The sequence below is a fragment of the Vibrio sp. SCSIO 43137 genome, from assembly GCF_028201475.1.
Lineage (GTDB): Bacteria > Pseudomonadota > Gammaproteobacteria > Enterobacterales > Vibrionaceae > Vibrio.
Genome location: NZ_CP116383.1, coordinates 2,554,331 through 2,567,229, shown reverse-complemented (window position 1 = coordinate 2,567,229; position 12,899 = coordinate 2,554,331). Strand labels below are relative to the sequence as shown.

At 47.6% G+C, this 12,899-nt stretch carries 13 protein-coding genes, 1 pseudogene and 1 riboswitch; of the genes and pseudogenes, 3 read left to right on the top strand and 11 right to left on the bottom strand.

The annotated features are described in order from the left end of the window. Nucleotides 1-72: 72 nt before the first annotated feature. The 11 genes and pseudogenes from tsaA to metN form a co-directional block, all read right to left on the bottom strand. The gene (gene tsaA, locus PK654_RS12040; protein ID WP_271696015.1) at nucleotides 73-771 is read right to left on the bottom strand and encodes a tRNA (N6-threonylcarbamoyladenosine(37)-N6)-methyltransferase TrmO; all 699 of its coding nucleotides are present in this window, start codon (nucleotides 769-771) and stop codon (nucleotides 73-75) included. An 88-nt stretch (nucleotides 772-859) separates the two neighbouring features. Beyond that, nucleotides 860-1,483 (bottom strand): thiamine phosphate synthase, encoded by a 624-nt coding sequence (gene thiE, locus PK654_RS12035; RefSeq protein ID WP_271696014.1) that lies wholly within the window; start codon nucleotides 1,481-1,483, stop codon nucleotides 860-862. 90 nt (nucleotides 1,484-1,573) lie between these two features. Continuing rightward, nucleotides 1,574-2,378, bottom strand: a pseudogene (gene thiM, locus PK654_RS12030) (hydroxyethylthiazole kinase). Nucleotides 2,379-2,391: 13 nt separating this feature from the next. Next, nucleotides 2,392-3,060: a thiaminase II gene (gene tenA, locus PK654_RS12025; protein ID WP_271696013.1), complete on the bottom strand. Its 669-nt coding sequence runs from the start codon at nucleotides 3,058-3,060 to the stop codon at nucleotides 2,392-2,394. Between the two features lie 14 nt (nucleotides 3,061-3,074). After that, nucleotides 3,075-4,052, bottom strand: coding sequence for an ABC transporter substrate-binding protein (locus tag PK654_RS12020; protein ID WP_271696012.1), 978 nt, complete (start codon nucleotides 4,050-4,052; stop codon nucleotides 3,075-3,077). Nucleotides 4,053-4,084: 32 nt separating this feature from the next. Next, nucleotides 4,085-4,840 (bottom strand): ABC transporter permease, encoded by a 756-nt coding sequence (locus tag PK654_RS12015; RefSeq protein ID WP_443088746.1) that lies wholly within the window; start codon nucleotides 4,838-4,840, stop codon nucleotides 4,085-4,087. A gap of 52 nt (nucleotides 4,841-4,892) precedes the next feature. Continuing rightward, nucleotides 4,893-5,639 carry an ABC transporter ATP-binding protein gene (locus PK654_RS12010; RefSeq protein WP_271698869.1) on the bottom strand — a complete coding sequence of 249 codons (747 nt, stop codon included), beginning with the start codon at nucleotides 5,637-5,639 and terminating at the stop codon, nucleotides 4,893-4,895. 7 nt (nucleotides 5,640-5,646) lie between these two features. Further along, nucleotides 5,647-6,471, bottom strand: coding sequence for a bifunctional hydroxymethylpyrimidine kinase/phosphomethylpyrimidine kinase (gene thiD, locus PK654_RS12005; protein ID WP_271696011.1), 825 nt, complete (start codon nucleotides 6,469-6,471; stop codon nucleotides 5,647-5,649). Between the two features lie 82 nt (nucleotides 6,472-6,553). Next, nucleotides 6,554-6,676, bottom strand: a riboswitch (TPP riboswitch). A 137-nt stretch (nucleotides 6,677-6,813) separates the two neighbouring features. Further along, a complete protein-coding gene (locus PK654_RS12000) occupies nucleotides 6,814-7,623 on the bottom strand; it encodes a MetQ/NlpA family lipoprotein (RefSeq protein WP_271696010.1) in 810 nt (269 codons plus the stop codon). 59 nt (nucleotides 7,624-7,682) lie between these two features. Next, nucleotides 7,683-8,360 carry a methionine ABC transporter permease gene (locus tag PK654_RS11995; RefSeq protein ID WP_271696009.1) on the bottom strand — a complete coding sequence of 226 codons (678 nt, stop codon included), beginning with the start codon at nucleotides 8,358-8,360 and terminating at the stop codon, nucleotides 7,683-7,685. Continuing rightward, the gene (gene metN, locus PK654_RS11990; RefSeq protein ID WP_271696008.1) at nucleotides 8,350-9,384 is read right to left on the bottom strand and encodes a methionine ABC transporter ATP-binding protein MetN; all 1,035 of its coding nucleotides are present in this window, start codon (nucleotides 9,382-9,384) and stop codon (nucleotides 8,350-8,352) included. Before metN ends, PK654_RS11995 begins: the two co-directional genes overlap by 11 nt. A 291-nt stretch (nucleotides 9,385-9,675) precedes the next feature. Between metN and gmhB the strand changes: the two genes are divergently transcribed. The 3 genes from gmhB (at nucleotide 9,676) to treB (ending at nucleotide 12,892) form a co-directional block, all read left to right on the top strand. Beyond that, the gene (gene gmhB, locus PK654_RS11985) at nucleotides 9,676-10,233 is read left to right on the top strand and encodes a D-glycero-beta-D-manno-heptose 1,7-bisphosphate 7-phosphatase (protein ID WP_271696007.1); all 558 of its coding nucleotides are present in this window, start codon (nucleotides 9,676-9,678) and stop codon (nucleotides 10,231-10,233) included. 40 nt (nucleotides 10,234-10,273) lie between these two features. Then, nucleotides 10,274-11,218 (top strand): trehalose operon repressor TreR, encoded by a 945-nt coding sequence (gene treR, locus PK654_RS11980; RefSeq protein WP_271696006.1) that lies wholly within the window; start codon nucleotides 10,274-10,276, stop codon nucleotides 11,216-11,218. Between the two features lie 249 nt (nucleotides 11,219-11,467). Further along, nucleotides 11,468-12,892, top strand: coding sequence for a PTS trehalose transporter subunit IIBC (gene treB, locus PK654_RS11975; RefSeq protein WP_271696005.1), 1,425 nt, complete (start codon nucleotides 11,468-11,470; stop codon nucleotides 12,890-12,892). Nucleotides 12,893-12,899 lie beyond the last annotated feature (7 nt).

The window sequence follows — 12,899 nt, the reverse complement described above, 5'->3', positions numbered from 1 at the left end:
AGGTTTATAAGAAAACTACCGCCTCAGCGATAGTGGAATTAAGCGGCTAATAATATCAGCCATTTGGCTTTGTCAAAAGCGTTCAATGGCGGTAACCGTTACTATTTCGTCGTTTATGATGAATTTTACGTTCAAATCGAACAGGTTGACGGCATATTCTTTGTCGTCAGGCTTGTTTTTCTTGTAGGCAGGGCGCGGATCCTGAGCCAGCACCTCTTTGATTACAGCACAAACCTGATTGCGGTTGGCGTGAAAACGTAACTGCTGCTCAGCATGTTGACTAAACAGCACGGGAAGAAGAGCCGGCTCTGATTTAGCGAAGCCTCCGTTGGCTTCGGCCACGGAATCAGAGTAGGGAATATAGGGTTTAATATCGATAATCGGGGTTTGATCAACAAGATCGACACTGCCCAGCTCCAGCCAGACCTGATCACCTTGCTGAGAAACGCTATTGAGTTTTACTGCTGACATACCTATAGCGTTTGGCCTGAACGGTGAGCGTGATGCGAACACGCCAACTCTTTCATTGCCGCCTAAACGGGGTGGCCGAACCGTCGGGTTCCAGCCGGACTCGATATTTTTATCGAACATAAACAGCAGCCAGACATGGCTGAACTGTTCAATGCCACGAACGGCCTCCGGTGAGTTTGCTTCTCCTGTCAGTTGCAGTCTTGAAGTGGCACTGGGAGCCAGCCCGGGCTGGCGGGGAACTGCAAATTTCTCTTTAAAAGGGGTGTGGATAATTCCTACCGGTTCTATTGAGTAACTCATCTGGCGCTTAAGTCAGTTAGTAAAACAGGCTACAAAATAGCATAAAAAGAGAAACTTATCGTTAGCGCACTTAACTAATTTAACGCACTTAACCAATTAACTCAGATAACTCCTGACTTGCTCTCTGCGGCAGAGGGTGATGGCAAATAGCAGAGACAAGGGCAATACCTGACGCTCCTGATTGCCAGACTGAGGCAATATTAGCTTTGTTGATCCCGCCTATAGCGACAATAGGCATGATGCAGTTTTGTGAGGCACTTTTCAGTCCTTCCAGCCCCCAATATTTTTTGAGATCGGTTTTACTCTCCGTCGGGAAGATTGCGCTTAGGCCGATATAGTCGATTGGCAGCGACCGGGCTTCGGATAGTTGTTGGTCATTTTCTACAGATAAACCAATAAGCTTATCGGCGCCTAATAGCTGACGGGCTACTGTTGCCGGCATATCGCTCTGACCCAGATGAACACCGTCTGCATCAACAGCAAGTGCCACATCGACTCTGTCATTGATTATCAGCGGGACGCCACTATTTTTCAGTAGCTGTTTAACGGCTTCGGCGCGGCGGATAAAAGCGCGTATATCACCGTGCTTTTCCCTGATCTGAACGCAGGTTACCCCGCCTTTTACTGCTTCTTCTATTACATGCAGCATAGTCTCTGTATCTTGCTGCTCGTCAGTTACCAGATAGAGGCGGTAAAGATTGCTGTTTGTCACTGTCGGTTTCTCCTTTTGCTGTCGGCTAAATTCTGATTCATTGTTACAGGCGGCGGATTTATAGAGCCTGCCGCCTGTGAGGTTATGACTTTAGAGAAGGTCGAATTGCACCCGCTTTAGCAGAGTCTCTTCATCAAGCTGGTAGAGGGCATCTAGCAGGTTTAGTTGCAGGCTTCCCGGCCCCTGAGATTTTTCGGCAGCAATTTCCTGCAACGCCAAGTACTGCCGTAGCAGCAAAACCGCTGTTGTCTCCCGCTGCGGCGAAGGCGCCGGTAAGGGCGGTATGAGAGCAGCCCATTCCGGTGACATAAGGCATCATGGCGCTGCCGTTTGACAGAGAAATGGTCTCTTTTTCTGTTACTACATAGTCGGTAGAACCTGAGATAACTACACTGCAGTTATGTTCGGCTACCAGATAGCGGGCTGCACCCAGAGCCTGCTCACTTGAGTCCAGTGCATCAACGCCTTTGCTCTGAGCCTGCTCTCCGGCCAGAGCGATGATTTCAGAAGCATTACCACGAATAATCAGTTTTTCTGCTGCTGTTGCCAGTTTTCTGGCCGTTTCTGTTCGCAGGCTACTCGCCCCGCAGCCGACAGGATCAAGTACAACCAGCTTGCCGTTTTTATTGGCTTGTTCAACGGCGTACTCCATCCGGGGAGTCCAGACACTGTCTAGGGTGCCTATATTGATAACCAGTGCACCGGCAAAACTCATCATTTCTACCATTTCCTGTTGGCTATGAGCCATTATCGGGGAGGCTCCGACAGCCAGCAGCGCGTTGGCGGTATTGTTCATTACTACGTAGTTGGTGATGTTGACTACTAATGGTTTTTGTTCTCTTACACTGTTGAGAAAAGTAGTAAGCTTGTTCTGATATTCTGTTTTATCTTGCATTGTGCTGTTCCTTTTATGATTTCGCTGCATCCAGCCCCTGTTGCCAGAAGGCGATTTCCATTCGTGTTGCGGTGCGGAATATGTCGCAAAGCCTGCGCCCTTGTTCACTGTCCGCATCTATTGCTCTTAACCGGTTATTTAGTTGATGTATGCTGGTTTCTGCGCCCGACTGAAACTCCTGCCCGCTATACATATCTATCCAGCTTTGATAAGGGTTATTGTCACGGCAGGTCTGTTTATCTGAAGCCAGTTGCGCTCCTATCTCGGCATAGCCGATAGAGCACGGAGCCAGTGCCACATAGAGGTCGGTCAGATCGCCGCTCATTCCTGTGTCCAGCACATAACGGGTGTAAGCAACGGTGCCGAACGCTTCTGCTTCCTGCTCCATCTCCTGTTCCGTTATCCCCAGCTTTTCGCAGTAGCTGACATGATGGGCTATCTCTTCACTGAGCAGTGCCTGCAAAGGAGCAAGGCTCATGCGCATCTCCTCAAGAGATTGAGTTTTATAGATGGCCAGTGCAAATGCCCGCGAATACTGCTTCAGAAACAGAAAATCCTGCTTCAGGTAATGAAGATAGGCTTGCTGGCAGAGCTCCCCGCCCGCCAGTTGCCTGACAAACTTATGTTGGGTATACGCCTGCCATTCAGGCAGACAAGCTTGTATTAAGTCCTGATGATTCAATTTGATTTCCCCGGTTACAGTGACGGCAGAAGAGATTTTGAATCTGGCTTAGAGTCAATAATCTTGTGCTCAAACATAAACTGGGTGAAGGCGTCGTATCTTTTCAGGTCGATGGCCGATGGTCTCAGGGCAAAGCGGGTAAGGGTGTCCTTCCACGCTCTGTGGTTAAGATCGTTGTTCAGTGTGTCCGGAGAGTAAGCGATAAACTCCTGCCAGGATTGCTCAGGATGATTGACGATATACGTGGTTGCCTGCTCTAGTGCAGTATTAAACTTGGCAATGGCTTCAGCATCGTAGTTTTTACCATTGGCGACTACCACAAGTTCATCATAAGAAGGAACACCGTGCTCTTCAGGGAAGAATGCCTTGGACTTGTAGCCTTCAATGGCTAGCTGGTTTGTTTCAAAGTTTCTGAAACCACCCCAGATAGCATCAACTTTACCTGATGCCAGAGAAGAGGAGAGTGCCCAGCCTACATTGATTATCTCTACATCTTTGTACTCCAGCCCGGCGGAGCTAAGCATGGTTCCAATAGTGGCTTCTTCGTTACCCGCGATAGCGATTCCCACTTTTTTTCCCTTCAGATCCGCCAGCGAGTTAATCTTGCCGTTATCCAGCACCATAAGGGTGTTCAGAGGAGTAGAGATCAGTGTCGATGCACGCACTAGCGGCAAGCCAGCTGCGGCATCAATGGTCAGGCTGGTCTGGTAAGAGATAGCTAAGTCAACTTTATCAGCAGCTACCAGTTTAGCCGGCAGGCTTGGATCAGCCGGCTCCTGAACGTTAATTTCTAAGCCTTGCTGAGCAAAGTAGCCTTTTTGCTGGGCGATAACGATAGGGCCATGGTTAGGGTTTACAAACCAGTCCAGCATCAGGGTTAGGGATTTTTCCTCTGCCAGAGAGGGCAGGGAAAGTCCGGCAGCAATCAGGCCGATAAGGCCTCTTTTTAGCCGTGCTTTAACAGACACTGAGTGGCTGAAATTCGTTTTCATATGGTATTCCTTTTGTTGTTTTTTATTTAGATTCAGAGCTGCCATGGGATAGCTCTTTTAAGTAATCGATCGGTGAAAAAATAGAGGGCGATAGAGAAGCTGGCCAACAGCAGCAGTGCGGCAAACATCTCATCAATCATCATGCGGGCGTTGGCTTGTAACATCAGGTATCCCAGACCTTCACTGGAACCGACCCACTCGCCGACTACCGCACCTATAGGAGCAACCACCACAGCAACCCGGATACCGGATGCGAGAGCAGGCAGTGCGGCTGGTAACCTGATATAGCGCAGTTGTTGCCACTTAGAGGCGGACATGGTTCTGGCCAGATCCAGATAGCCGGACGGCGTAGAGCGTAAACCGTCGTAGCAGCAGGTGGTCACGGGAAAGAAGATGATTAAAGCCGCCATTACTACTTTTGAGGCGATACCGTAGCCGAGCCAGAGCATCAGTACCGGTGCAATGGCAAATACAGGGATGGCCTGACTGGCAATCAGCAGCGGAAGCAACCAGCGTTTTACCGGCTTAAACAGCAACATCTGTAAGGCAAAAAACAGCCCGCAAGTTAGCCCGAGAGCTAAACCAAGCAGTATCTCTTTTGCTGTCACCAGTGTATGTGCCAGCAAAACGTCGTATCTCTGGTATAGCTTGCTAAGCACGGCTGCCGGAGAGGGCAGAATAAAAGCAGGCAGCTCAAGCAACGTGACAATTAACTGCCAGACAATAAGTAACACTATTACGGTTGTTATCAGATGAAATCCGCGCTTACTGCTTTTAGTAGCAGCCAGATAAGCAGATGATTGTTGTGTTTGCTTTTTACGTTTTTGAGTGTGTGTCAGCTCAGACATAGTCTTTCTCCAGCGTCTGAATAATCTCCTGCTGCGCAACAGCAAGAGAGGCATCCATATTTCGCGGGATAGCGCCCTGAGGTGAAGGGAGCTTAACTGCGCTGGCCGGCTGGCCGGTCATAATATAGATATGGTTACCGAGCCTGAGTGCTTCCTGTGGATCATGGGTGATCAGGATTACTGTCTTATTTTTCAGCAGGCGTGCAGAGAGGTTTTGCAGCTTATAGCGTGTCACTGCATCTAATGCTGAGAAGGGCTCATCCATCAGAATAACAGGCTTATCCTGCATCAGGGTTCTTGCCAAAGCTGCCCTCTGTCGCATTCCGCCGGAGAGTTGATGAGGAAGTTTTTCTGCGTGCTCTGACAGGCCAACAGCGTCAATCAGTGACAGGGCTTTTTGCTTCGCTAGTTGAGCATCGTCAGGTGTAGTGAATATCAGGCTAAGGCAGACATTATCTATCACCGACAGCCACGGCATCAGCAAATCCTGCTGCGCCATATAAGCAACCTGGCTGCTGTTTTCCGAATGCCAGATAACATCACCGCAGAAGTTCACTTTGTCAGATAACAGTCCGGCCAGATATCGCAGCAGGCTGGACTTGCCACAGCCACTTCTGCCCAGAATACAGTTCCATTGCCCCTGAAAGATCTGCATATCCAGTTTGCTGAATACCGGATATTGGCTGTCGGCATAGCTTAGTTCTGCCCGGCGGATATCAATCTGCACAGGATTGATCATGGTGCGGCTATCCATTGTTCTGGCTGGCAAAAAAGTGATGTACCGGCCCGTGACCCTGGCCGATATTGAGTTGGTCGGCGTGGGCTATGGCCTGTGATATGTACTCTTTACCTGACTGAACGGCCTGTTGCAGTGACTGGCCTTGTGCCAGGTAACTGGCGATAGCCGACGAAAGGGTACAACCGGTGCCATGAGTGTTTTGGGTGTTTATTCGTTTTTGGCTAAGGCGGCTAACTGTATTGGCTTGTATCAGTAGATCTGTACTATCTGATTCGTTCTCAAGGTGGCCACCTTTTAGCAGGACTGAGCGGGTATCAAGTTCTCTGAGTTTGTCCGTCAGAGTTCTCATTTCTGCTTCTGTCTGAGGCAGGGGCGAACCGGTAAGTGCTGCTGCTTCGGGAAGGTTAGGGGTAATCACTGATGCCAGTGGTAATAGTTCTGACTTAAGAGTTTCAATAGCCGATTGCTGAAGAAGTAGATCTCCGCTGGTGGCCACCATAACAGGGTCTAGCACCAGATGTTGTGGCTGGTACTGTCTTAGCTTTGCTGCCACTGCGCAGATTACTTCAGAATCAGCCAGCATACCTACTTTGACAGCAGAGATTGCCAGATCGGAAAAAACCGAATCTAATTGCTGAGAGACAAAGTCTGCATCAACGGGATAAATGCCGTCTACTCCAAGGGTATTTTGCGCTGTCAGAGCAGTAATAACAGAACAGGCATAACTTCCGGTGGCTGAAATGGCTTTAATATCGGCCTGAATACCGGCACCGCCGCCGCTGTCAGAGCCTGCAATTGTGAGAACAATGGGTGTGGAGTGATTCGCTGTCATAGTCTTTTCCTAAACATGGACGTATAGGAAAAACAGCTGCCTGAAAACGGAGAATGCTTAAGAGATCAAAGCATGGTCAGATGAGGCATCGCTATTAGTTCCCTACGTCAGTATTAACTGCATCAGGTTCAACGGGTCCCATTTTACTGGTCTCAGCTTGGGGCTTTTACTCTGGGTAAAAACCTTAGCTCCCCGACTAATATCTAGAATTTGTTCGCCACGCAGTGTAGCAAATCCAACTTTGAACGCAAGCTATGGTTTTAACCCGCGTTTAGTACAGAAATGAAAAAAGCCGGGTTAGCGGCTTTTTTCATTATGGGCGGTTACTGTAAAAGGAGGAGATTACCAGCCTTTAACTACGCCGCCTTTAAAGATGTCAGATGCCGCGTTATAAACATCTTCAGTCTGGTATGCCTTAACAAAATTCTGTACGTTTTCAGCATTAACATTCTCTTCGCGGGCAACGATCAGGTTTACATACGGAGACTCTTTATCTTCAACAAAGATACCGTCTTTCTGAGGAGTCAGGTCAATGCTGCTTGCGTAAGTTGTGTTGATGATAGACAGAGCCACGTCGTCAAGAGAACGTGGAAGCTGAGCGGCATCCAGTTCAACAATAGTGATGTTTTTCGGGTTTTCTACGATATCACGAACGGTACCCTGCAGGCCGACATTGTCACGTAGCTTAATCAGACCTTGTTGCTCAAGAAGCAAAAGAGCACGGCCAAGGTTTGTCGGATCATTTGGTACTGAGATACGTGCGTCGTTAGCGATTTCATCAACAGATTTAACCTGCTTAGAGTAACCGGCAATCGGATAGACAAAAGAGTTACCTGCGATTGACAGCTTGTAGCCACGGTCAACAATTTGCTGATCAAGGTATGGCTTGTGCTGGAATGCGTTGATATCAACTGAGCCATCATCCAGTGCAGCATTCGGTGTAACATAGTCTGTGAAAGTCACCAGCTCAACATCCAGGTTGTACTTCTCTTTTGCTACTTTAGCGGCAATCTCAGCAACCTGTGCTTCGGCACCAGCCATGACACCTACTTTGATTTTACTTGTGTCAGCTTGTTTCTCTCCGCAACCGGCAAGGATAAGGGCGGAAGCGGCGGTGGTTACGGCCAGTAGTTTCTTAAGGCTAAATTTCATCTTGATATCTCCTGTATAATTTTGAGCTGTTTTATCTCGTCTGTAGCAACAGCTTTGGTTTATCTGTGGTCTACCCGGCGAACAACGGCATCGCCAAGTGATTGAATAATTTGAACTAAAATAATAAGCATCACCACGGTGACGGCCATAATCACCACGTCATAACGGTGGAAGCCATAGCGGATAGCAACGTCTCCCAGACCACCACCACCAACGGTACCGGCCATAGCGGAATAGCTGACAAGGGTTACTAGCGTGATAGTTACCGAGTTCACTATGGTTGGTAGTGCTTCCGGCAGTAATACCTTGGTAATAATCTGAGTTGGCGTTGCTCCCATAGACTGCGCTGCCTCTACAAGACCAGACGGAACTTCCAGTAATGCGCCTTCAATCAGGCGGGCTACAAAAGGAATCGCACCGATAGTGAGGGGAACAATGGCGGCAGTTGTGCCGATAAAAGTACCCACCAACAGCTTAGTTACCGGAATAATGGCAACCATAAGAACCAGAAATGGTACAGAGCGGCCGACATTGACAATGGCACCCAGAGAAGCGTTCAGCTTAGGGTTTTCCGCAAGACCACCTTTTTTGCTGATATGCAGAATCACGCCAAGAGGAATACCAATGGCAAAGCCAACCAGACCGGAAACCGCTACCATATAGAGGGTTTCTCCTGTCGCGCCCAAAAGAAGTTTGCTGTTCAGGCTCAGCCATTCAGTGATTGTATTAATGGACATAACCCAGTACCTCTACTTTAACTTTGTGCTGCTTAAGGAAGTCGATTGCTGCCTGATCGTCTTTTTCACTACCAAACAGTTCTGCCACCATCATGCCGAACTTAACTCCGCCGGCGTAATCGAGATCAGAGCTCAGTATGCTGATATCGATATTGAATTTTCTGGAAATCTGGCTGACCAGAGGGGCGTCCACGGTTTCGCCGGTAAACTCAAGGCGTACAAGAGGGTAGCTTCCTTCACTCCTTTCTTGTTGTAGCCGCTCTCTGTAGTCTTCCGGAATGGAGAGATCCAGAGTTGAGCGGATAAATTGATGAGCCAGCTCTGTTTTAGGGTGGGCAAAAATTTCACCGACCGTGCCTTTCTCAACCAGTTCACCGTTACCGATAATGGCAACCTGATGACAAATGCTTTTCACCACATCCATTTCGTGGGTGATAAGTAAGATTGTGATGTTCAGTTTGCGGTTGATCTCTTTCAGCAGCTGCAGAATTGACTGAGTTGTTGCCGGGTCGAGGGCGCTGGTGGCTTCATCACAAAGCAGTACTTTAGGATCTGAAGCAAGAGCCCTTGCAATAGCGACTCGCTGTTTCTGGCCGCCACTCAGGTTTGCCGGATAGCTCTCTTTCTTGTCCGCCAGACCAACCAGAGAGAGAAGTTCAGTAACTTTTTGTTCAATGGCTTGTTTTGCCTGACCTGCTAATTCAAGGGGCAGGGCGACGTTGTCAAAAACCGTACGGGATGAAAGCAGGTTGAAGTGCTGAAAAATCATGCCGATATTGCGTCTGGCCTGACAAAGCTCTGATTGAGACAGAGTGGTCAGATCAACACCATCAACTATAACCTGACCGGAAGTTGGCGCTTCCAGCATGTTCACACAGCGGATCAGAGTGCTCTTGCCTGCACCGGATGAACCGATAACACCAAAGATCTGTCCCTGTGGAATGGTCAGGTTGATCTCTTTCAGAGCATTTATCGCTTTGTCGCCCTGATAGAAAACCTTGTTAACTTTGTTGATCTCAATCATTTGTTAAACCTGTTTTGCTAAACAATAGAATAAAATTTTGAACTTCGTCTCACTTGATAGGAGATGCTATTGTCTGTTCCGGATTCTGTCAATAGATATTTTTACGTCTAGACGTCTAAATGTATATATTTCTATATAGCTATTTGAAATGAGCTATGTTTTTGAGATCTTTCATTGGAAAAATAGTTATTTGGCTCTGGTTGATATGTGCTCAATAGCGGTGTTTGCGTAGTGCTATAAAAAGCAAAGCGTGTAATAATTACCGCTTAAATCCAACCCGGGGAAAGAGCCTTGAACAAACCTGCTGTATTTTTAGATCGTGATGGTGTTATTAATGTCGATCACGGTTATGTCCATGATGAGCACGACTTCGAATTTATTGAGGGCGTATTTGAAGCGACCAAAAAACTGAAGGAAATGGGCTATCTGTTGGTGTTGGTTACTAACCAGTCTGGTGTCGCCAGAGGCATGTTTAGTGAAGAACGCTTTCTTTCTCTTACTGAGTGGATGGACTGGAACTTTATCGATAACGGCGTAGAGTTTGACGGAATTTACTACTGCCTGCATCACGCTGAACACGGTATTGGTGAGTATAAGCAGGAGTGTAACTGCCGTAAGCCTAAACCGGGAATGTTTATCTCTGCCCGAGATTTCCTGAAAATTGATATGCAAAACTCAGTGATGGTCGGCGATAAGGCAGAAGATATGATGGCTGCTGAAGCGGCCGGAGTCGGTACTAAAATTCTGGTCAGAACAGGCAAACCGGTAACGGAGAAGGGTGAACAGCTGGCGACTACTGTGCTAAACAGTATTGCTGATGTACCTGATTATATTGCCGCAAGTCGTTAACTTTTGCCTATTATCTTCACTTTATAGCTGAACTGACAGTATGGATAAGAAACTCACCATTCATGATATAGCAAGGCTGGCCGGGGTCGGGAAGTCGACGGTGTCCAGGGTGCTGACTAATGACCCTAAGGTAAAACCTGAAACCCGTGAAAAGGTAGAGAAGGTGATTAGTGAGTCGGGCTATGTGCCTTCTAAATCTGCCCAGTCTATGCGTGGCGGCAGTCAGAAGGTGATTGGTGTGATTATCTCCCGTCTTGATTCGCCTTCAGAAAACCGTGCCGTCAGCAGTATTCTCGATTGCCTCTATTCTGCCGGTTATGATGTGGTGATTATGGAGAGCCAGTTCAACGCTGACAAAACCAATGAGCACCTGAATGTCCTGAAAAAACGCAATGTTGATGGCGTGATAGTGTTCGGTTTTACCGGCTGTGATACGGAAAGTTTGCTGAGCTGGAAAGACCGTATGGTGGTGATTGCCATGCCGATGCAGGGGGTCTCGTCCATTAACTATGATAACGCCGGTGTTATCGAAAAATCTTTAAACCATCTCCGTCAGAAAGAGATTAATCGTATCGCCTATATTGGTGTTGACCCTCAGGATAAAACCACGGGCGAGGCTCGTCTGAATGCTTATCTGGCCTGGTGTAAAGTCAATCAGGTAGAAGCCAATTATCAGACCGGCCAGTTAAGTCATGAAAGCGGCTATGCCCTTGTTGAAAAGGTACTTAGTACTGATGTTCAGGCTATTGCCTGTGCCAGTGACACACTCGCTCTAGGTGTCATTAAGCGCCTGCAGGAGTTAGGGCGTGAAGATGTACTTGTAACTGGTGTCGGTGGTAATTCAATGCTCTCTTTCCTGTTCCCCAACACTTACAGTGTTGATCCCGGTTACCAGCAGGCGGGCTATACCGCGGCTAACTTGTTGATTAAGCAGCTGTCCGGCGAATCTGAAGAGCAGCATTTAACCCAGCAACCAGTCAGTTAACCTAAGCAAAATTCCCTTAAATTAATCCGTTGTTTTTAATTGTTTTATCAAAAATGCTGTGATCTTGTTCAATTAATGGGACTGTTCCCATTTCTGTGTTTGTTTATTTAGTGCATTATAATAACAGTTTTTGGGACTGTTCCCATTTTAATGCCATCTAAGTTGGATGGTGTAAACTTAAATTTAGGAGCTATTGACCTTTCCCGAATGTGAAAGGTAAGCAGCCCCTAGCAATAACGGGTGAGAATTATGAGTAAGATTGCAAAACAAGACATTGCACGTCTTATTGAGCTGGTCGGTGGAAAAGATAATATCGCTAGTGTCAGTCACTGTCTGACACGTCTGCGTTTTGTTCTGAACGATACTGATGCAGCTGATGTTAAAGCGTTAGAAAAACTGAGCTTAGTAAAAGGTTGCTTTACTAATGCCGGTCAGTTTCAGGTAGTAATCGGTACAGAAGTAGATGAAGTTTATAAACTTCTTATCGAAATGGCAGAGAAAAAATCTGCTTCAAAAGATGAAGCAAAACAAGCTGCCCGTCAGAACATGAACATTCTGGAAAGAGGCATCTCCCATTTAGCCGAAATTTTTGTTCCTCTTCTTCCTGCCATCATTACCGGTGGTCTGATCCTCGGTTTCCGTAACGTTATCGGCGATATCAGAATGTTTGACGGCCAGACACTGACTCAAATCAGTCAGTTCTGGGCAACAGTTCACTCCTTCCTGTGGCTGATCGGTGAAGCGATCTTCTTCTTCCTGCCGGTGGGTGTTTGCTGGTCTACGGTTAAGAAACTTGGCGGTACGCCGATTCTGGGTATCACGCTAGGTGTCACTCTGGTTTCTCCTCAGCTGATGAACGCTTATATGATTGGTAAACAGGTTCCTGAAGCGTGGGACTTCGGCCTGTTTGTCATTGAGAAAGTGGGTTATCAGGCTCAGGTTATTCCGGCTATGTTAGCGGGTGTTGCGTTGGCATTTATTGAAACCAACCTGAAGCGTATTGTACCTTCTTACCTGTATCTGGTTGTTGTACCTTTCGTTTCTATCATTGTTTCCGTTGTTCTTGCCCACGCACTGATTGGTCCTTTCGGCCGTGTAATCGGTGATGGCGTTGCATTCGCTGCTAAAGCGGCAATGACAGGTGAGTTCGCTATTCTTGGTGCTATGGTGTTTGGTTTCTTCTACGCTCCTCTGGTTATTACCGGTGTTCACCACACAACTAACGCCGTTGACCTTCAGCTTATGCAGGAACTGGGTGGTACACCAATCTGGCCTCTGATTGCTCTGTCAAACATTGCTCAGGCATCAGCTGTCGTTGGTATCATCATCATTAGCCGTAAAGAAGGCGAGCGCGACATCTCTGTTCCGGCTGCTATCTCAGCTTACCTTGGTGTAACAGAGCCTGCTATGTACGGTATTAACCTCAAGTATAAGTTCCCTATGCTAAGCGCTATGGTTGGTTCAGCTGTTGCCGCAGCAATTTGTGGTAGTGCCGGTGTTATGGCCAATGGTATCGGTGTAGGTGGTCTGCCGGGTATCCTGTCTATTCAGCCACAGTACTGGACTATCTTTGCTATCGCTATGCTGGTTGCCATTCTGCTACCTGCTGCGCTGACACTGTTCTTCTACAAGCGTGCGCAGATGAAGGGCGAGCTGACAGTAGCTAACGCTTAATTCAGAA